Here is an 18941-nt window from a genome sequence, read left to right as displayed (position 1 = left end):
CCAGCGCTGGTCATCTGGGATTCAGCGCCGGCGTGGTGGCTGGGCGAGGGGATCGGGCCGGGCCGCTCCAGTCGACGGCCACCGGTCGGAGATGTGGGCGGGGGAGTGACATGGCCGTGCGCGGTCCCGCGATGACGGACGTCGCTCGTCTGGCCGGTGTGTCCCATCAGACGGTGTCGCGGGTCCTCAACGGGCACCCCAATGTCCGCGAGCAGACCCGGTTGCGGGTGCGGGCGGCGATCGCCGAGCTCGACTACCGCCCGAACGGCGCGGCACGTGCGTTGGTGACCGGCCGATCGCAGGTCATCGGCGTGGTAGCGCAGAACACGACCCTGTACGGTCCGGCGTCGTTGCTGGCCGCGTTGGAGCAGACCGCCGCAGCGGAGGGTTTCGCGGTCAGCATGGGCAGCGTGCGGGATCTGGACCGCCACTCCATCTCGGCCGCGGTCGAGCGGCACCTGGCGCACCGGGTGGCCGGCATCGTCGTCATCGCCCCGGTCGAGTCGGCCGGCGAGGCGTTGGAACGCCTGCCCAAGGACGTCCCGCTGGTCACCGTCGACGGTGACCCCGATCGGCCGGTGCCGTTGGTGACGGTCGACCAGATGGCGGGCGCCCGGGCGGCGACTCAGCACCTGCTCGACGCCGGGCACCGCACCGTCTGGCACGTGTCGGGGCCGTCCGACTGGTTCGACAGCGCCGGTCGTATGGAGGGCTGGCGGGAGGCGCTGCTGGCGGTGGGGGTCGATCCGCCCCCGTTGATGCCGGGGGACTGGTCCGCGGCGTCGGGTTACCGGTGCGGGCACCTGTTGGCCCGGATGCCGGAGGTCACCGCCATCTTCACCGCCAACGACCATCTCGCGCTGGGCGTGCTGCGGGCGTTGCACGAGTTCGGCCGGCGGGTGCCGGACGAGATCAGCGTGGTCGGCTTCGACGACGTGCCGGAGGCGGCGTACTTCATTCCGCCGCTGACCACCGTCCGGCCGGACTTCGACGCGGTGGCGCGGGCGAGCCTCCAGATGCTGCTGACCCAGATCGAATCGGGCAATGGCGGGGCGTTGCGACGGACCATCGCGCCGACCCTGGTCGCCCGTGACAGCGTCGCCCCACCGCCCCGCTGACCGGGCCGGACCCAACCGGTGGGCACCCCCCACCGGACGTACGCCCGGTGCGACGTCGCCGCCGGCGGTGGGCTCCCGGTCGGGCGGGCGGCGCGTGCCCACCCGACCGGAGGGCTCAGAACTGTCGCCCGTTGGAGGGGCGGCCGGCCGCATCGCGCGGGGGGACCGTTCGCGGGTCGTCGGAGGTGCGGGCCTGCGCCGCCTCGTCCGCCCAGTCCCGGCCGCGTTCGGCGTCCCGTTCCTGTCGTTCGTCCCGCTCGGCGGTCTGCTGCCTGGACCTGTCCTGCTGTCGACCCATGACGATCCTCGCGATCCGTCGGGGCGCGGCTGCGCCGGTGCTGCGGTCGTCCCGGGCCTTCCCGGTCGGCCGAAGCGCAAACGACGGCGGCGCGGCGGTCACTGCTCCAGGTGGCGGGCGAAGCTCAGCCGCAGGTGGTTCTTCGGCCGGGCCCCGACGATCGAGCCGACCACCTCGCCGCCCCGGAACACCAGCAGGGTCGGCATCGACATCACCCCGTACGCCCTGGTGGCCGCCGGGTTCTCATCCGTGTTGACGGTGACCACGCGCAGCCGGTCCCCGAACTCCCCGGCCAACTCGGTGAGGCTCCGCGAGATCGCCAGGCAGGGCGGGCACCACTCGGCCCAGAAGTCGACCACCACCGGCCGGTCGGCGGCCAGCACCGTCTCGGCGAACGTGGCGTCGGTGACTGCGGTCAGCGGGGAAGTCCCCGTTTCCTGAAGCATGTTTCCTCCCGGTACGCGATGGCCTGGGTAAGTTGGTCGTGCAACTGCCGCCGTACCGCGCCCAGCCGGTCGAGGTAGGCGTCCACCTCGGCGAGCTTGCGACGCAGCACGGCCACGGAGTCCGGGCAGACGTCGCCGGACGAGTGGCCGGCCCGCAGGCAGGCCACGAACGGCCGGATGTCGTCCAGGCCGAACCCCACGGCCAGCAGGGCGCGGATCTCGTGCACCACCCGCAGTTCCGCCTCGTCGTAGACGCGGTAGCCGTTGGCCGAGCGTTCGGGCCGGACCAGCCCCTGCGTCTCGTAGTACCGCAGCGTCCGGGTGCTCGTACCGGCGCGTTCCGCCAGTTCGCCGATCCGCATCCGACCCTCCTTCGCCCGCCCCTGTCCGCCACGCTAGACCTTGTCGCCGGTGTCAAGGCAACGACGAATTCCGGCCGCCGGGGTGGGTAACCGGGCGGGACGAGAAACGGGAAGGGGCGGGCGGATGGCGGCGCGAGGAAAGGCTGATACGACGACCCGGGGCGGCGAGGTCACGATCCCGGTGGGGGACGCCGGGCTGCCGGCCGACGTGCTGGTCCCGGACGGGGCGGCCGGGGTGGTGCTCTTCGCACACGGCAGCGGCAGCTCACGGCACAGCCCCCGGAACACGGCCGTCGCCGGGGTGCTGCGCGAGCGGACGCTCGGCACGGTGCTGGTCGACCTGCTCACCCCGGAGGAGGACCGGGTCGACGCCCGGACGGCCGAACTGCGCTTCGACATCGGGCTGCTCGCCGACCGCCTGGCCGCGATCGTGGACTGGATGGCCGACGACCCGGCCCTGAGCCGACTGCCGGTGGGCCTGTTCGGGGCGAGCACCGGGGCCGCCGCCGCACTGGTGGCCGCGGCGGCCCGGCCCGAGCGGGTACGGGCGGTGGTGTCCCGGGGCGGCCGGCCCGACCTGGCCGGTCCCGCCCTGTCCCGGGTGCACGCCCCGACGCTGCTCCTGGTCGGCGGCCTGGACGAGCAGGTGATCACGTTGAACGAGGAGGCTGCGGCCGACCTCGGCGAGGTGGCCGAGCTGCGGGTGGTGCCCGGCGCGACCCATCTGTTCGAGGAACCGGGCACGCTGGAACAGGTCGCCGACGCGGCGGCGGACTGGTTCGCCGCCCACCTGCGCCCCGGGGCCTGACTCAGGCGGTGGCCGCTGGTCGCCCGGCGGCGTCCTGCCGGTGCCGCTGCACGGTGTCGATCACCCGGTACGCGACCGCGGTGATCGGCACCGAGACGAACGCCCCGGCGATCCCGGCGATCAGCGTGCCGGCCGTCACCGCCACCAGGATCACCGCCGGGTGCAGCTTGACCTGACGCTTCATCACCAGCGGCTCCAACAGGTTCCCCTCGACCTGCTGCACGGTGATCACGGCGGCCAGGGCGAGCAGGGCGACGGTGGGCCCCTTGGCGGCGAGCGCCACCAACACCGCGACCGCCCCGGCCACGGTGGCCCCGATGATCGGCACGAACCCGCCGAGGAAGGTGATCAGAGCCAGCGGCAGGGCGAGCGGCACCCGAAGCAGCACCAGGGACACGCCGATCCCGATCGCGTCGATCGCCGCGATCAGCATCGTCCCCCGGCTGTACGCCCCGAGCGTCCGCCAGCCCACCCGGCCGGCCTCGGCGGTGACCTCCCGGTTCGGCCCGGTCATCCGGCGCAGCACCCAGTGCCACATCGAGCGGCCGTCCTTGAGCAGGAAGAACAGCAGCACCAGGGAGAGCAGGACCGAGCCGAGGAACTCGGTGGCCGTCCGGGCCCCGCCGACCGGGTCGGGGGCGCTGCCGCCCAGCCCGTCCCGGGCCTGCTGGACCAGCTTGTCGAGCTGGGAGTCGGTGACCGGGAGCGTGGAGGTGACGAAGTCCCGGCTCCGCTGGAGGCCCTGGTCGAGTTCCTGGCTCAGCTCGCCGAACTGGCTCGCCGTCAGGTTCCATACCAGCACGCCGACGCCGACCAGGACGCCCAGCAGGAGCAGCACGGAGAGCAGGGCGGCCAGCGCCGCAGGCAGCCGGAGCCGGCGCAGCAGGAGCAGCACCGGATCGAGCAGCGCGGTCAGGAAGAAGGTCACGGCCAGCGCGATGGCCAGCGGCGCCAGCAGCACGGCGATCTTCCCGACCAGGTACAGCCCGGCGACGAACACCACCAGGCAGGCGCTCCACAGCACCGCCGAGCGGACCAGCCAGGGCAGCCCGGCCCACGCCTGCCGCGGTCCCGTCCCGGCCCCCGGCGCGGCCGTTCCGGCCCCCGTTCCGACCGTCCCGGCCCCCGGCGCGGCCGTCCCGGCCAACGCCGGCCCCGGACGCGCCGTGGGGTTCCCGTCGTCCGTCGTCCCCTCGGGCGTCCGCCCGGCACCGTCCTCGACCACGTCGGTCCTCCTCGGTCTCGGCGACGTCCCTACCCGTCCGGCGGCTCTCCGACACCCCACCGCCCGCGCTCGGATCCCTACGGCGTCGCCTCCGCCGGGGGCGGCCTGCGGCCGGGTGCCCGCCGGGGCGGTGCCGGTTTGCGACCGGTGGCCCAGGGAAGGCTCTGCGAGGACCGATCGGAGGAGGAACGCATGAGCGACTTCATGGACAAGGCCAAGGACTTCGCCGACAAGCACGACAAGCAGGTCGACCAGGGCCTCGACAAGGCCGGCGACATGGGCGACCAGCGCACCGGGGGAAAGTACGACAAGCAGATCGACAAGGGCGTCGACATGGCCCAGCAGCGCACCGGCGAGGGCGACACCTCGCCACGCTGACCCACGCAGGCCGGGCCCGCGCGCCCGAGCGCCGGGCCCGGCCTGCCGGGGGTACGAATCCACCCCAGCCACTGGCCGAGGATCGACCTCTCTCGCTACCATCCGCATCCGGGGCATGACTCACAGTGGAGTCGTGCCCGGCGGTCGGACGGCCCGAAGGCGGGGCCGTGGAGGAGAGGAAGTCATCCGGTGGCCGACACATCCGAGGCGACGATCGAGCGCTACCCGTTCAGCGAACCCGACCGGCTCAATCTCGACCCGCGTTACGCCCGGCTGCGCCGCGACGAGCCGCTGATCCGGGTGCGGCTGCCCTACGGGGAGCCGGCGTGGCTGGCCACCCGGCATGCCGATGTGCGTACGGTGCTCTGCGACGCCCGCTTCAGCCGGGCGGCGATGCCGGTGGCCTGGTGACGGGAAGGATGACCAGGTGAACCAGGAGGAGGAGACGACCAGCTCCGGGTGGCGGTTGCAGGTGGACCCGACCCGGTGCATCGGTTCGGGGATCTGCGTCGGGACGGCTCCCGGGCACTTCACGCTGGTCGAGGGCCTGTCCCGTCCGTTGGCCGAGCAAGTGACGCCCGCCCAGGAGGTGATCGACGCGGCCGACTCCTGCCCGATGGAGGCGATCGTGGTCTCCGACCTGGAGAGCCGCCGGCAGATCGCCCCCGAGCCCTGATCCGACGGGTACGACATCCGAAAAGGGCCGGTCCCCGGGTGGGGACCGGCCCTCGTGGGTCGTGCCGGATCAGGAGCTGTAGCCGCGGCCCGCGATCCAGTTGGCCAGCTCGGCGACGTCCATCCAGTACTCCTGGACGGCCGGGTCCGCCGGGTCCGCGATTCTGATCGTGTTGCCGTCGTCCTTGTACTCCACCACGGTCAGGTAGTGGCCCGGGTAGCTGTGCTCCCGGCCCTCGGTGTCCACCGCGCCGCCGAGGATGTTGGCGACCACCGGCTCACCCGCGTCCACCGCGGCCTTCACGTCCACCCGCAGCCGCTCGATCTGCTCCTTGGACGCGACGTCCGAACTGATCTCGGTGGTCCTGTACCTGCCGTTGGTGTACTCGTTCAGCACCCGGGTGATGTCGATGGCCGAGTCGGTGCCGTTCTCGGTCGTGCCGAGCTTGGCGGCCAGCTCGTCCTGGCTGACGGTCCTGCCCTCGGCCGACAGGGCGATCCGGGCCGACGCCGGGCCGCAGTAGTAGAAGTTCGGCTGGGCCTGGTACTCGTAGCCGGCCCGGCGCTCGCTCTTGTCGTCCTTGCTGGTCTTGGTGGTCTTGCTGGTCTTGTCGACGCGGAGCGCGCCGGTGGGCCCGGTCTCGGCCGGGGCCGCGTGCGCCGCCGGCGCGGGGCCGGCGACGGCACCACCGCTCATCACCAGACCGGCGACGGACAGCATGCTCTTGCGCAGGATCGTGTTCATGTCGAAGCTCCGTTCGGGGGTTGCCGCCTCCGGGTCCGGAGACGCAAGCACCGGGAAGGGCGCTCGGCTGACTCACCGTCGGGGGCCACAACGCCCCGGCCCTCCGCCGACATTCCGGGGGCGTCCACCCGGTGAGGGGCGGTCCTGTTCGGTCGTACGAGGGGTTCAACGCGCTGCCGTTCGCTCCGATTCCGGCCCCAGGCGGGCGGGTGAACCGGTCATCCAGTCACAGACTGCCCAGGATTCGGGTCACGGTGATCTCGATGACCACCCGGTGCGGATTGGGACGCGGGGTGCGGTAGCGCTCGGCGTACCGGCGTTCGGCCTCGACGACCGCCGCCGGGTCGGAGCGGAGCACCGCCCGGCCCTCGACGGTCAGCCACCATCGCCCGTCGACGTGACAGACCGCCACCGGGGTGCCGGCCGCGCCGGCCGCCGCGACGTGCCGCGCCTTCGCGGACGTACCCGACGTGATCACCCGGGCCAGGCCGGCCTCCGGGTCGAGGGTCACCCCGACCGGGACGACGTGCGGCGTCCCGTCAGCCCGCAGGGTGGTCAGGGTGGCCAGGTGGCGTTCCCGGCAGAACGCCGCGACCCGCTCGTCACGGATGCCCAACCGATGCCCGCCCGGCATGACACGCCCCTGTCCGAAGATCCGACCCCGATCATGGCACTCCCCGGATCACGGCATGCACTGATGTGGTGCGGCGGCCGGGTCAGGGGACCGGGCGACGGGTCTCCTCGTCCCGGGGCTCCGGCTGGCCGGGCAGCCGCCGCTCGGCGGCGCGATGCTGCTGGACGAGCCGGCCCAGGTAGATCAGGGCACCGGCGAGCACCCCGATGTCGTCCAGGTAGATCGGGTCGGGCAGCACGTCGATCGGGAAGACCGTGTAGGCCAATGCGCCCCAGAAGGCGACCTTGCCTCCCACGCCCAGCGTGCCGAGCATCTTGCGGGTGCGTACCACCCGCACGGCGAGCAGGATGGCGCCGACCAGCGTCGCCGCGACGACCAGGGCGGCGAGCGCCAGCAGCCAGTAGTGCTCGTTCATGCCGCCACGCTAGCCGAGATCACCAAGATCACGCTCGATCGGGAAACAGGGGCATCAGCGCGGCCGGGTGGCCACTGTCTCCCGGATGGAGCGCGATCTCGCTGCCTGGTCCGTCAGGCGGGGACGGTGGCGCGGCCCCGGGCGGCGCGGCCCCGGGTCACGACCGCGCGTCCCCGGGCCACAGTCGGCAGGTCCCGGGTGACGGCCGGCGTCTCGCGGACGAGCACCGGCATCTCGCGGGTCTGCTCGACGGCCGGCGACCGCCCGTCGGTCACCCCGGGCAGCAGCGGCTGCTCCTGCTCGGCGGGCCCGGTGGCGGCGAACGCCTCCTCCCGGAGGCTCCGCGCGGCGAGGACGGCCTGCTCGGCGGCCCGCCAGGCGGCCTGCTCCCGTTCCCGGGCTGCCTGCTGCCGGTTGCGCAGATGGTCCCGCACCGCGCGGCGCAGCACCAGTTCCTGCTCGACCGGGTGCAGCCGGGGATCCCAACCGCCGCGGTGCGCGAAGACGTCGCTGAGCTGCTCCTCCGACAGGTCCCGACGCCAGTACGCGTCCAGCGCGGCCCGGTGCAGGTAGCGCTCGCGGTCGGCGTACTCGGCGGGGGTGCGCTCGGTGTGCGGCTGGGGGAGGCCGGCGGCGGCGGCCAGCCGGCGGACGTCGGCCTCCGCGACCTCGCCCGCCTGCCAGATGGCTTCCACCTCCTCCTGGGCGGACAACCACTCGGCCCGCAGCCGTTGGGCGGTGGCCGCCGCCCGCTCCGCCGCGGTCGCCATCTCCCCGGCGTAGCGGCGCCGTTCCCGGTCCTCCTCCGCCTGTTCCAGCAGGCTCGGCATGGCGGCCTCGCGGAAGCGCCCGCCGATCACGGAGCGGAACAGGCCCGGCCGGACGACCAGGGTGGTCACCGCGACGGCGACGACGCCGAGGAGGGCCAGCCAGATCGCGGCGGCCTGGGGCACGTCGAGCAGGACGGAGGAGAGCGCGGTCTGCATGGGAGCACCTCGGGTGGGACGACGTGGACTGACGGTCGGGCCCGCTGTGCGGGCGGTGGGCCGCGCGTGAACCGGTGCCGGACGGGACCTCGCCGGTCAGCGCTACGGGTGACGGTGGGCGTGGTCGTCAGCGGCGCGGGAGGGCGCGGCCGTCGGCGGGCTCGCGGAGAACGATGCGGTGCCGGGGCAGTGCCGGTGCGGCGCGGTGCAGCGCCGGGACGGCCCGGATCGGCGCCTGATCGGCCCGGTCAGTGGCGGGGCGGGCCGCGCCGGACGACGGTGCCGCCGCTCGGGTCCACGGCCGGACGGTCGACCGGGACGACCCGCGTCGCGGTCGCCGCCGGGGCGGTCGCCGGTCGCCGGGGGCTGTCGGGGGCCGGCCGGGCGTGCGGGGCGGCCAGCTCGGTGCGCAGCTCTGCGGCCGGGCCGGACCCGGGGCGCAGCTCGGCCACCCGGCTGGTCACCACGGCGGGGCGGGCCAGCTCGGCGGCGGGGGCGGCGGCAGTCAGGGCGGACACCCCGCCGAGGCCGAACGCGAGGACCAGGGCGGTCAGCGCGAGGCGACCCAGTTCCCGGATGCGGCGCAGCGTCGCCCGCCACGACGGGTGTGCCCCGCGCAGCGTCACCGGCCGGGAGGGGCGGGCGAACGCTAGGGACTGCACGACACCAACCTATCCCCGTTCCGGTCCACCCGCAGCCTCGGCGGAGCGTCATAGGGGTGAGCCGGGCCACGAGCCGGCGCTGTGGACAGCCGGGCACCGCTGGAACCCGACGGCCGAGGGGCCCGCGAATCCATCGACGGAGGCGGTCCCGTCGACAGTGGCCGCAGGCCCCTCGTGCCGTCGGCTGGGCTCACTAGGCCCGGCTCATTCGGCCCGGCTCATTCGGCCCGCAGGCCGTCGGGGCGGGTCAGCCGCCAGAGCACCGGCAGGCTCGCGCCGGTGACCAGCAGCACCACCCCACCACCGAGGCCGGCCCCCAGCGCGACGACCGGCCAGCTCACCGTGACCGGCGCGCCGACCATGCGCAGCAGGACCGCCCCGAGGCCCAGCCCGAACCCGACCGCGAGGCCGAGGCCGACCAGCACCGGCACGGCCGTCTGCCAGAACACCGACCAGCTCAGCGCGCCGCGCGGGGTGCCGACGGCGACCAGCATGGCCAGCAGGCGGCGGCGCTCCCGCAGCTGCTCCAGCACGCCGACCAGCATGCTCGTCCCGAGCAGCAGCAGGGTCACCACGACGCCGACGGCCAAGCCGCGCTTGACGTTGACGAACTGCGTCGACCGGGTGACGTCGCTGAGCGTGCTGACCTGGGCGCGCAGGTCCACCTCGGCGGCGGCGTTGCGCACCCGCTCCAGCGCGTCCGGGTCGCCTGGATCGATGCTGATCAGCGCCTCCGCGCGCAGGCCCGTCCACCGGGAGGCGTCGGCCGCGCCGGGGGTGACCAGCAGGCCGTCCCGTACCGAGCCGGCCGGGTCCGGCATCGCGGGAACCGTGCGGGTCCGGGCGGGCACCGTCCAGGGGATCTCGTTCGCGCCCACGATCACCCGGGTGCCGGGGCCGGGTCCGGGGCCCGCTCGAGGGCCGGACCTCTCGCCGGCCGGCTCCTCGGCGAGGAAGACGTCCCCGTCCGCGCAGGAGCCGAGCCGGGCGAACTCGGCCAGCGCGGCGCAGTCGCCGATCCGCACCTCGGTGAACGAGTGTGCGTCGGTGCCGGGCTGCCGCTCCCCGATCGCCAACGTGACCAGCGTTCCCGAGCTACGGGCGACGCCGGGCGCGGCGGCCAGCCGGGTCAGCGCGGCCCCGGGGTCGGGTAGGTCGGCGAACCAGACGTGCGCCTGGGCCCGCGAGGTGTCCTGGCCGGTCTGCGTCGTGAACCGGTTCTCCACCCCGGCGACCAGCATCTGGAGGCCGATGCTGCCGGCCACCGCCACGGCGACGCCGTTGACCAGGCGGGCGGAGGTGGCGCTGTCCAGTTGCAGCCGGCGCACCGCGAGCTGCCACGGGACCGGGCCGCCGCGTAGCCGGCCCACCACCAGGTCGATCAGCCAGGGCAGCAGGGTGACCGTGCCGATCAGCACCAGCACCGCGCCGGCCGCCACCTGGTAGTCGTCGCTGCCGGCGGTGCGCTCGCCGACGCCGGTCAGCGGGTACAGCAGCGCCAGGCCGGCGGCCGGCAGCAGCAGCCGCCACCACAGGCGGCGGCGGACCGTCGTCCCCTGCCGACTCACCCCGAGCGGTTCGACCACCACCCGGCGCTGGGCGACGAGCGCCACCAGCACCGCGAGCACCGGGACCGCGACCGCCACCGCCGCCACCAGTGGCAGTGACGGGCGCAGGTCCGACGCGTACACGCTGACGTTCTGGAGGGTGAGCAGCGGGGCGAGCTGGCGGCCGGCGGCGAAGAGCGCGCCGCCGACGGCGAGGCCGAGCACCGCGCCGGCCGCAGCCTCCCCGGCGGCGATCCGCCGGATCATCCCGGCGTCGGCGCCGAGCAGGCGCAGGGCGGCCAACCGGCGGTCCCGGCGGTCGCCGCCGAAGCGGACCGCCGCGCCGACGAAGACCACGACCGGCAGCAGCAGCACCACGAAGACGACCACGACGAGGACCATCAGGACGGGCGAGAACTCCTCGCTGGGCGGCCCGCCGCCGAAGTGGTCGATCCGCTGCGCCTGGTCCCTGGTCAGGGTGTCGCTGCCCAGGTAGAAGGCCAGCTCGTGCGGGCCGGTGAGGCCCTGCGCCGCGATGGTGTCGGTGACCCGGGCGCCGCCGAGCCGGGGCGCGAACAGCGGGCCGTCGGGTGAGTCGAGCAGCTCCCGCAGGGCCGGAGAGACGACCACCTCGCCGGCCGCCGGCAGCCGGGTCAACCCCGGCGGCACCGGTGCGGCCGGCCCCTCGGGTCGGAGGATCCAGCCGCGCACCGGCCGCTCCCGGAACACGGTGTGGACGGGTGCCACCAGCAGCGTGTTCGCCGCTGCGGCCAGCTCCGATTGGTTCCCGATGACCGCCAGGGCGTCGCTGCGCGCCGCCCTGGCGTCGAGCGCGCCCGGCACCGCTGCGGCGAGCAGCAGCATGGCCACCCCGACCCCGACCCCGAGCGCGGTCAGCACGGCCCGGGTCCACCCGTCCCGGCCGCCGGTGACGGCCATCCGCGCGCCCATCAACAGGTCCGCGAGCACCCCGCGCAGCCGGCCGGCCGCACGTCCCGGCGCCTCCGGGCCGGTCATGCCGCCCGGCGTCCGTGCCCGGGTCATGCCGCCCGCTCCAGGTTCCGGGTCCGGCCGTCCCGGACCACCACCTCCCGATCCGAGTACGCGGCCACCCGCGCCTCGTGGGTCACCAGCACCACGGCCGCGCCGGTCTCCCGGGCCGCCCCGGTGAGCAAACGCATCACCCGCTCCCCGTTGAGCGAGTCGAGCGCGCCGGTCGGCTCGTCGGCGAAGACCACCCGGGGGACGGTCACCAGCGCCCGGGCCACCGCGACCCGCTGGCCCTGCCCGCCCGAGACCTCCCCGGGGCGCTTGCCGGCCACCTCGGCGACCTCCAGCCGACCGAGCCAGTCGGTGGCCCGCCGCTCGGCCTCACGCCGGGCGACCCGCGCCAGCCGCAGCGGCAGGGCCACGTTCTCCAGGCAGGTCAGCTCGGGCACGAGCTGGCCGAACTGGAACACGAAGCCGAACTGCCCCCGGCGCAGGGCGCTGCGCTCCCGGTCGGACATGGCGGTCAGGTCCGCGCCCCGGAATGCCACCCGGCCGGAGTCGGGCCGGACGATGCCGGCGAGGCAGTGCAGCAGGGTCGACTTGCCGGAGCCGGACGGCCCCATCACCGCCACCACCTCACCGGCCCGTACGGCCAGCGACGCCCCGGCCAGCGCCGGCGTCTGGCCGAAGGCGCGGTGCAGGTCCTCGGCGGCCAGCAGCTCCGCTCCGGTCGGGCCCTGCCCGGTCGCCGCCCCGCCGGGGGCGGTCGCCGCGCTCACCGCCGCACCGCCGCCGTCAGCTCGTCCAGCCGGGCGGCGGTCAGCTCCAGCCAGCGCAGGTCGGCTTCCAGGTGGAACAGGGCGTGGTCGCAGATGAGCTGGTCGGCGAGGTCCCCGTTGGTCTTGCGCTGGGTCAGCTCGCGCATCAGCCGCAGGTGCTCGGCGCGCTGGGTGTCGAGCAGGTCGGCGGCGGAGCGGCCGGTCAGCAGCGCCAGCACCACCTTGGTGTAGAGGGTGCTGTGCAGGTACGGCTCCGGCTTCTCCGGCTGGGACAGCCAGCGCCGCACGTCGGTCACCCCGGCCTCGGTGATCGCGTACCGCTTGCGTTCCGGGCCCTCGCCGGCCTCGACCGAGTCGACCTCGACGAGGCCGCTGCGCAGCAGCCGGGACAGGGTGGCGTAGACCTGGCCGAAGTGCAGCGGACGGGCGTGGCCGAACCGTTCGTCGTAGGCGCGTTTCAGGTCGTAGCCGTGGCGGGGGCTGGCTTCGAGGAGCCCGAGGATGGTCTGACCGATCGACATGGCGCGACTATACACACCAGGTATACACGTGATGAATAGTCAGGTCGCAAAAGGCGCGGGGCCCTCCGGATGGAGGGCCCCGCGCCGTACGGGTGAAGAGGACGGGTCAGCTCGCCCCGAGCACCGGCGGGGTGCCGGTGTCGCCGTTCCCCCAGACCATCTCGTCCTCGGTCAGCCAGGTCAGCCGCTCGTCGGACTCGTCCTCGGCGGACCGTCCGTGCCCGCCGAGCACGCCCGCCCGGCCGCCGGAACTCCCGTTCGCGCCGACCCGGCCCACGCCCGTGGCGGCGCGGTGCTCGACCGCGCCCAGGCCGCCGGCCGGCCGCGCCGTCACCGCCGCCCCGCCGCGAGCCGACCCGGCCAGCGAACCGGTGCCGCCGCCGAGCACGCCGCCGGCCGGTGCGCCGGTGGACGCCCCGAAGAGCAGCCCCGCCCCGGCGCCGGCCGACGCAACCGTGGTCCCGCCGCCGACCGTGCCCACCGTGCCGCCGGGCAACTGCACCCCGCCGAGCGACGGATCGGCGCCCGCGAGCGACGTCCCGCTCCCCGGACCGCCGACGACCGTGCCGATGCCGCCGGGCGTCACTCCGCCGTGGTCCACGCCCGACGGCGTCGATCCGATGGGCGACACGTGCCCCGGGGTTCCCGGGGCGGACACCGTCTTGTGGCCGGTGGTCGGTACGCCGCTGCCGGAGCCCGGTGCGGCCCCCGGGGCGCTGGCCCCGGGGCCGGCGGACGGCGTCGTCGTGGAGGTGGTCGGGTCGAACGGCAGGTCCCGGTCCGGCTCCGGCGGGGTGACCAGCCGGCCGTACGCGGACAGGTCGTAACCGGCGGCCAGCTCGGCCACCACCTGCACCATCCGCCGGTGGGCCTTCTCCTTCTCGGCCTTGTCCTGATTGTGGCCCATGATGCCGCCGACGATCGCGCCGGCCGGGCCGAGGACCGCGCCGCCCTTGATCGCCCCGGAGACCGCCTTGTCGTGGTCGTCGGTCTCGTCCGGGCTCTCCGCGTCCTTCTTGGCGGTGCGCAGGTGGGTGGCCATCAGCGTGAGGCCCTGGCGGACGTCGGCCATCCCCTCGGAGAGGGTGGTCGAGTGGTCGACGACCAACGACAGCCGGCGCTGGAACTCCCGCCCGGCGTCCCCCTCCCAGCCGTTGGCCAGCTTGTCGAGGTCGCCCTTCAGGTCGCGGGCGAGGCCGTCGAGGGTGCCCTTCATCGAGTCCCACTTGGCGGCCAGCCCGTCGATCTGGGCCGGGTCGCCAACCTTTACGGCCTCGTACAACGTCTCGTGGCTGACGTGCTCGTAACGCGCGGTGTACTCAGACACGACGGTCCCCCTGCCTGTCCAGCGCGTCGTCGACCCCGCCGAGGACGGCGGCGATGTCAGCGGAGTTGGCCGCGTTGCGATCCTCGGTGGTCTTGTAGTTGGTCAGGATCGTGCCGGTCGCGCTCCGCGCGGCCCGCACCGCGTCGCGGAGCCGCTCGACCTGCTGGACGTAGCTCGTGTGCAGGTCGGAGTAGCGCCGGGCGTTGCTGGCCGCGTCCGTGAACGTGCCCAGCTCCGGAGGCCGGCACTGCGTCTCCGTCTTGAGCTTCCTGAGCACGGCCTCGGCCTCGGTGAGCCGACCGGCCAACCGCAGATGGAAGTCCTCTAGGGACAGTACGTCGACTGTAGTGCGCCCGGTCATGGCAGCATCCCCGTAGTCCTCGTCGATAACCGTTGGCGAGACCAGGTTAGTGGACGGGGGCCAACCTGGGCGACCCGCGAAAATGCGGTCGACGTGTTTTCGGCCCCACCAACCTGGTCACCCACCGGTGTTCGGCGACCCGGTCGCCCCGGCAGACCCGTCATCCGCAGGCCGGCTCGGCTCGCCGCTCGCCTCCCGGTCCGGCGTGCGGCTCGCACCCCCGGCGGGCGGGCGACGTGCAGCTTCGGTCGGCGCGCTGCGGCTCGCGGCACCCGGCGCGCTGCCGCTCGCGGGGCTTGGGGCGAAGTACGCGAGCGCGTCCTCCCGCTCGAGGGCGGGGCCCGTCGGCACCAGTGACAGCAGCGACGCGGGCACCGCCAGCGGGGTCACGCCGCCGTACCCGAGGGCGGTCAGCGCGTCGCCCGACCGGGTGCCCAGCGGGTAGCGCACCCCCTGGGCGCCGATCAGATAAACCGTCGAGCCCGGCGTGCCCGCGCCGCCCTCCCCGGCACCCGGGGCGGCCTGGACCAGCACACCCTTCCCGCCCGGCAGCAGGACCTGCTCGGCGGTGCGGACCGCGTCCCGGGCGCCCTGCCGGACCGGCGTGGCTGGGCTGCTCAGCTCAGCCGGCACCCGGTCGAAGACCTCCAGCGTGGTGGTGGGCGGCGCGTCCACGGCCCCCTTGCGGTAGGTGGCGCAGAGCACCGTCCGGCCCGCCTGGACCGGGTGCAGCACCGGCAGCGCCCGTGGCGTCCCCTCCGGCTCCACCCGCTCCCGGGTCAGCAGCCGGCCGGCCTGGTCCGGCGTGATGTCGGTGACCCGCCCGCCGTCGCGCAGCAGCAGCAGGGCGGTGACCTCGCCGATCGCGGCCAGCCCCTCCCGGGTCAACACGTAGTGCTGCTCGGCCGCCCGGAAGACGTCGCCGACCCGGGCCGGACCGTCGCCCACGGTAAGCCGGCTGGTCTCCCCCTCGCCCGCGATGTCGGGCTCGCGGAGCACCGGACCCGCCGGCACGGCGTTGAGCAACTGCGCGCCGACGGTGACAGTTGGGGCGCCGGCCATCCGCAGCGCCGCCGTCGCCTGGTCCCCGCCCGCGATCTGCATTCGGGCGTCGCCGGTGAGCAGGTACCGCCCGCCTTCGACGGTGACCAGCACCGCCCGGTCGCCGAGCGGCACACCGCCGGAGAGCGGCCGGTCGATCACCACGTGGGTGGTGGAGCGGCGAGGGTCGGCCGGGTCGGGCACGTCGCAGACCGACCAGGGCAGCCCGATCAGCGACTTTCGGTCGGGCAGCGCGTCGGGGGCGCCGACGATCCCGACGGTACGCCCGCGCGGCCGGTCGGCGATCGACGCCTGCGACATGGTCCGCACCGCCGGGTCCGCCTCGTTGAGGATCAGCCGGGCCGAGGCGTAGTTCAGGGTCGGATGCAGCAGGTTGTCCACGTAGACGTACGTCGCCCCGGTCTCCCGCTCGATCACCAGCGTGTTCGCCTCCAGCGGCGCGGTGTTGCCGGTGAGCTGGCCGTACGCGCCGATGCCGCCGAGCACCACCGCTGCGGCCACCACGCTGCCGATCACCGCGAGGCCGAGCCGCCGCATCGGCAGGTTCGTGGTCTCCGGATCGCCGGACAGCAGCGCGGAGACGATCCGGCGGGTGACGAAGCGGTACGCCTGCACCTGGTCGCGGCGGGTCCGCATGACTTACCTCCGGCGGGATGGGTCCGCGGCGATCAGGTCCGAGCTCCGCCGCGGGCTTCCCTACGATAAGGGGCCGCCGGTCGGGGAACGGGACCACCGCCCACCCCGTACCGGCTCAGGAAGCCGCCCGTCCAGAAGGGACGCCACCGATGCCCCAGGTCCAGGCGCCACCCGGTCGTACGGCCACCGGCTCGGCCGACCCGCCCGCGCTGCCGGCGCCGCCCGACCGTGCGGTCGTCCCGGCCGACCGGCGCAGCCGGGGCCGGCTCGGTCCGGTCGTCGTCGGGCAGCTCGTCGTGGCGGAGCTCGGCGCCCTCACCGTGTACTCCGCCCTCGGCGGCGCCGGCTGGCTGGTCGGGATCGTCGCCGCCCTCGCGACGGCGGCGGTCGTCGCCGCCTTCGCCCGCCGCGGCGGGCGCTGGTGGTACGAGGACCTGCTGCTGCGCCGCCGGCTACGGCTTCGCCGGGAGCGGGCCCGGACGGCGGTGACCGGGGGTGGCCCCGGCGACTCCCTGCTGTCCGCCCTCGCCCCGGAGCTGACCGTGATCGAGTTGACCGAGCGGGGCACCCGGCTCGGTATCGGCCAGGACGGCCAGGGCTGGTTCGCCGCCGTGGCGCTGGACCCGCGCCCCGGAGCGCCCGCCGGCTCCGTCGAGGCGGCGGTGGTGGACCGGGCGCTGGCCGTCCTGGCCGACTTCTCGGCCCCGGTCTCCCTCGCCCAGGTCGTCTCGCACACCCTGGTCTGGTATCCGGCCCCGGGCGCCCCCCCGGCCGCCCACCGCACCGTGTGGGTGGCCGTACGGCTGTCCGTGCGGGACGCCCGGAACGAGGCGGTGACCCGGGGCGGCGGAATGGTGGGCGTGCACCGGACCGTGTCCGCCGGTATCGGCCGGCTCGGCAAGGCGCTGCACGCCGCCGGCCTGAGTCACCGGGTCCTCGGCCGGGACGAGCTGCGCGCCGCGGTCGTCTCGGCGGCCGGCATGGACCTGGCGCCCGCGCCGCAGGCGGAGACCTGGACCGGGCTGCGCGGCGGCGGTTGGACCCAGCGCTGCCTGGCCCTGCGCGCCCGCTCCGGGGTTCCCTGGGGGGCCCTGGTGGACGCGGTCACCGCTACCTCCGCCCCGTCCCACACGCTCGCCGCCGTGGTCCGCCCCGGCAACCGGCCGAGCCCGCCACTGCTGCGCGTCGCGGCCCCAGCCGACCACGTCGAGGCGCTGGTCACGGCGGTCCGGGACGTCGCCCGACGGGGCGCGGTCCGGGCCCGGCCGCTGGACGGCGAACACGGCCCCGGCGTCTACGCCACCGCCCCGGTCGCCCTGCGCGTCATCGACCACCGCGCCGAGTGAGGCCGGCACGGTCGGGCGCCTCGCCGACGGGGCCGGACGGGGCCGCTCCCCGCCCGGCGGTCGAGGGTGGGGCCGGTCCCCGTCCGGCGGTCGCGGGTGGGCCGTCAGGGGCGGAGGTTGACGATCCAGCCGTACATGCCGCAGACCCACGCCGCGAGCGGCACCAGCGAGATGATCAGCAGGATCTCGACGATGTCCAGGAGCCGGCCCCAGACCGGCGAGATCCGCTTGCCCGCCACGGTCAGCCCGTAGATCAGGCTGATCACGGCCGCCACGACCAGGCCGCCGAGGACCACACCGAGCCGGAGGGCCGTGGAGCCGGCGGCGAAGGTGGCCGCCGCCGCCAGGCCGAGCCCGACGGTGCCGGCGAGGAGCACCGGGGCGCGCAGGGCGCGGCCGATGAACGGTCGGGCGCGCAGCAGCGACAACAGGGCCAGCACCAGGCAGAGCAGCGTCGACGGCAGCCGGCCGTCGAGGGCGAGGATGACCTCCCCGCCCAGCACCAGCAGCGCCACCGTCCACAGCAGGCCGGTGAGGAACGCGTCGGCCCGCTCGCTGAGCCGCAGCACCTGTCGACCGTCCACGGTCTCGGTGTCGGTCTTCAGGTCGTCCGGGCCGGTCGGGATGGACGGGACGGGCAGCCGGGCCAGCCGGTAGGACGCCATCGGCAGCGCTGGCAGGAAGGCGAACGCGACCGTGGCGACCACCGCGGCGGCGGCCGGCGCGCCGACGGAGAACGCCAGGCTCACCACCGCGCCGAGACCCACCGCCGCGCCGACGGCGGTCGCGCCGAAGAAGAGCGGGAGCCGGTCGCCGACCGCCAGCGCCGCGACCGCACCGAACACCACCACGGCGGTCGCCGCGAGCAGCACGTGCGGGCTGGCCAGCCCGGTCAGCGTCCGGTCACCGGCCAGCACCAGCAGACCGCCTGTCGCGGCGTGCCCGATGCCGACCAGGGCGAGCACCGAGCCGGTCCGGCTGTCACCGGCAGCCCGGGACAGCACCGCGGCGCTGACCACCAGGGCGACCGCGACCAGCAGGGCGGCGATCGCGCCGGGAAGCTGCGGCGGGCCGGCGAACAGCGCCGCCAGGGCCCCCGCGGACAGCGCCGCCGCGGCGAAGAGCACCGAGAACGAGCGGGTGGTGCCCACCTGCCAGCTGCCCGGGCGCTGGTTCGTCGCGGTGGCCACCGCGTCCACCACGTCGTCGAAGACGATCTCCGGGGCCGCCGCGGCGCGGGGGGTGAAGTAGAGCACCTCGCCGTCGCGCAGGCCGAGCTGCGCGGCGGTACGGCCACCGTCGAGCGGCTGCCCGCCGAGCCGGGCGAGGCTCCAGCCGCCGTGCCGGACCCCGTCGTCGGCGAGGTCCTCACCGGCGTGCCGGAGCAGGGTCGGCAGCAGGTCGGCCAACGGCACGTCGGCGGGGAGGGCGAGATCCATCCGGGTTCGGGGCGCCACGATGGTGATCCGGCTCAGACCACCGGTCGCCGTCTTCGTCGCCACTGTGGCCTCCTCGCGCTCGCCTACGCTCCACCCCACCGGGGCGGCACCGCCCCGTGGGTCCACGACGCCCACGGGAGATTACCTACGATGGCGTCCACGTACGATGCCCACCCGACGG

At 75.1% G+C, this 18941-nt stretch carries 22 protein-coding genes; 6 read left to right on the top strand and 16 right to left on the bottom strand.

Going from position 1 to position 18941, the window contains the following annotated elements; genetic code table 11:
• The first annotated feature begins 131 nt into the window (after positions 1-131).
• Positions 132-1118 (top strand): LacI family DNA-binding transcriptional regulator, encoded by a 987-nt coding sequence (locus OG559_RS09030; RefSeq protein WP_405114226.1) that lies wholly within the window; start codon positions 132-134, stop codon positions 1116-1118.
• A 115-nt stretch (positions 1119-1233) separates the two neighbouring features.
• On the opposite strand, the gene OG559_RS09025 is transcribed toward OG559_RS09030, so the two are convergent.
• From OG559_RS09025 to OG559_RS09015, 3 genes are all read right to left on the bottom strand, one after another.
• Entirely contained in the window at positions 1234-1416 is a 183-nt protein-coding gene (locus OG559_RS09025; RefSeq protein ID WP_396669075.1) for a hypothetical protein, read from the bottom strand.
• Positions 1417-1514: 98 nt separating this feature from the next.
• Positions 1515-1862, bottom strand: a complete 348-nt coding sequence (gene trxA, locus OG559_RS09020; protein WP_405114224.1) for a thioredoxin — start codon at positions 1860-1862, stop codon at positions 1515-1517.
• Positions 1832-2224, bottom strand: coding sequence for a MerR family transcriptional regulator (locus OG559_RS09015; protein WP_161689195.1), 393 nt, complete (start codon positions 2222-2224; stop codon positions 1832-1834). Before OG559_RS09015 ends, trxA begins: the two co-directional genes overlap by 31 nt.
• Positions 2225-2348: 124 nt before the next feature.
• Between OG559_RS09015 and OG559_RS09010 the strand changes: the two genes are divergently transcribed.
• Complete coding sequence (locus tag OG559_RS09010; protein ID WP_405114222.1) at positions 2349-3032, top strand: dienelactone hydrolase family protein; 684 nt, start codon at positions 2349-2351, stop codon at positions 3030-3032.
• A 1-nt stretch (position 3033) separates the two neighbouring features.
• Here OG559_RS09010 and OG559_RS09005 read toward each other — a convergent pair whose 3' ends face one another.
• Positions 3034-4257 (bottom strand): AI-2E family transporter, encoded by a 1224-nt coding sequence (locus tag OG559_RS09005; protein ID WP_405114220.1) that lies wholly within the window; start codon positions 4255-4257, stop codon positions 3034-3036.
• Positions 4258-4449: 192 nt separating this feature from the next.
• Between OG559_RS09005 and OG559_RS09000 the strand changes: the two genes are divergently transcribed.
• The 3 genes from OG559_RS09000 to OG559_RS08990 all read left to right on the top strand — a co-directional run bounded on the left by OG559_RS09000 (position 4450) and on the right by OG559_RS08990 (position 5311).
• On the top strand, positions 4450-4635 hold the full coding sequence (locus OG559_RS09000) for an antitoxin (RefSeq protein ID WP_396669080.1): 186 nt from the start codon (positions 4450-4452) through the stop codon (positions 4633-4635).
• Between the two features lie 189 nt (positions 4636-4824).
• On the top strand, positions 4825-5046 hold the full coding sequence (locus OG559_RS08995) for a hypothetical protein (RefSeq protein ID WP_405114218.1): 222 nt from the start codon (positions 4825-4827) through the stop codon (positions 5044-5046).
• Between the two features lie 16 nt (positions 5047-5062).
• Positions 5063-5311, top strand: a complete 249-nt coding sequence (locus OG559_RS08990) for a ferredoxin (RefSeq protein WP_405114216.1) — start codon at positions 5063-5065, stop codon at positions 5309-5311.
• 69 nt (positions 5312-5380) lie between these two features.
• On the opposite strand, the gene OG559_RS08985 is transcribed toward OG559_RS08990, so the two are convergent.
• The 11 genes from OG559_RS08985 to eccB form a co-directional block, all read right to left on the bottom strand.
• Positions 5381-6055, bottom strand: a complete 675-nt coding sequence (locus tag OG559_RS08985) for a C39 family peptidase (RefSeq protein ID WP_405114214.1) — start codon at positions 6053-6055, stop codon at positions 5381-5383.
• A 226-nt stretch (positions 6056-6281) separates the two neighbouring features.
• Positions 6282-6689, bottom strand: coding sequence for a pyridoxamine 5'-phosphate oxidase family protein (locus OG559_RS08980; RefSeq protein ID WP_405114212.1), 408 nt, complete (start codon positions 6687-6689; stop codon positions 6282-6284).
• Positions 6690-6771: 82 nt separating this feature from the next.
• Positions 6772-7104, bottom strand: a complete 333-nt coding sequence (locus tag OG559_RS08975; RefSeq protein WP_405114210.1) for a YkvA family protein — start codon at positions 7102-7104, stop codon at positions 6772-6774.
• Positions 7105-7217: 113 nt separating this feature from the next.
• Positions 7218-8090 carry a hypothetical protein gene (locus OG559_RS08970; protein ID WP_405114208.1) on the bottom strand — a complete coding sequence of 291 codons (873 nt, stop codon included), beginning with the start codon at positions 8088-8090 and terminating at the stop codon, positions 7218-7220.
• A gap of 248 nt (positions 8091-8338) precedes the next feature.
• Positions 8339-8752: a hypothetical protein gene (locus OG559_RS08965; RefSeq protein ID WP_405114206.1), complete on the bottom strand. Its 414-nt coding sequence runs from the start codon at positions 8750-8752 to the stop codon at positions 8339-8341.
• A 218-nt stretch (positions 8753-8970) separates the two neighbouring features.
• A complete protein-coding gene (locus OG559_RS08960) occupies positions 8971-11343 on the bottom strand; it encodes an ABC transporter permease (RefSeq protein WP_405114204.1) in 2373 nt (790 codons plus the stop codon).
• Positions 11340-12068 (bottom strand): ABC transporter ATP-binding protein, encoded by a 729-nt coding sequence (locus OG559_RS08955; protein WP_405114202.1) that lies wholly within the window; start codon positions 12066-12068, stop codon positions 11340-11342. Before OG559_RS08955 ends, OG559_RS08960 begins: the two co-directional genes overlap by 4 nt.
• Complete coding sequence (locus tag OG559_RS08950; RefSeq protein ID WP_405114200.1) at positions 12065-12589, bottom strand: PadR family transcriptional regulator; 525 nt, start codon at positions 12587-12589, stop codon at positions 12065-12067. Before OG559_RS08950 ends, OG559_RS08955 begins: the two co-directional genes overlap by 4 nt.
• Positions 12590-12695: 106 nt before the next feature.
• Entirely contained in the window at positions 12696-13916 is a 1221-nt protein-coding gene (locus tag OG559_RS08945; RefSeq protein ID WP_405114198.1) for a WXG100 family type VII secretion target, read from the bottom strand.
• Positions 13909-14277: a hypothetical protein gene (locus OG559_RS08940; RefSeq protein ID WP_405114197.1), complete on the bottom strand. Its 369-nt coding sequence runs from the start codon at positions 14275-14277 to the stop codon at positions 13909-13911. Before OG559_RS08940 ends, OG559_RS08945 begins: the two co-directional genes overlap by 8 nt.
• A 117-nt stretch (positions 14278-14394) precedes the next feature.
• On the bottom strand, positions 14395-15975 hold the full coding sequence (eccB, locus tag OG559_RS08935; protein WP_405114195.1) for a type VII secretion protein EccB: 1581 nt from the start codon (positions 15973-15975) through the stop codon (positions 14395-14397).
• 149 nt (positions 15976-16124) lie between these two features.
• Here eccB and OG559_RS08930 point away from each other — a divergent pair, with 149 nt between their 5' ends.
• The gene (locus OG559_RS08930) at positions 16125-17321 is read left to right on the top strand and encodes a type VII secretion protein EccE (RefSeq protein WP_405114193.1); all 1197 of its coding nucleotides are present in this window, start codon (positions 16125-16127) and stop codon (positions 17319-17321) included.
• Positions 17322-17425: 104 nt separating this feature from the next.
• Here OG559_RS08930 and eccD read toward each other — a convergent pair whose 3' ends face one another.
• A complete protein-coding gene (eccD, locus tag OG559_RS08925) occupies positions 17426-18823 on the bottom strand; it encodes a type VII secretion integral membrane protein EccD (protein ID WP_405114190.1) in 1398 nt (465 codons plus the stop codon).
• Positions 18824-18941 lie beyond the last annotated feature (118 nt).

The organism is Micromonospora sp. NBC_01405 (assembly GCF_045040155.1).
In the GTDB taxonomy this organism is placed as follows: Bacteria; Actinomycetota; Actinomycetes; order Mycobacteriales; family Micromonosporaceae; genus Micromonospora.
The sequence above is the reverse complement of the archived record's forward strand: the minus strand, read 5'-3'. Positions and strand labels throughout refer to the sequence as shown.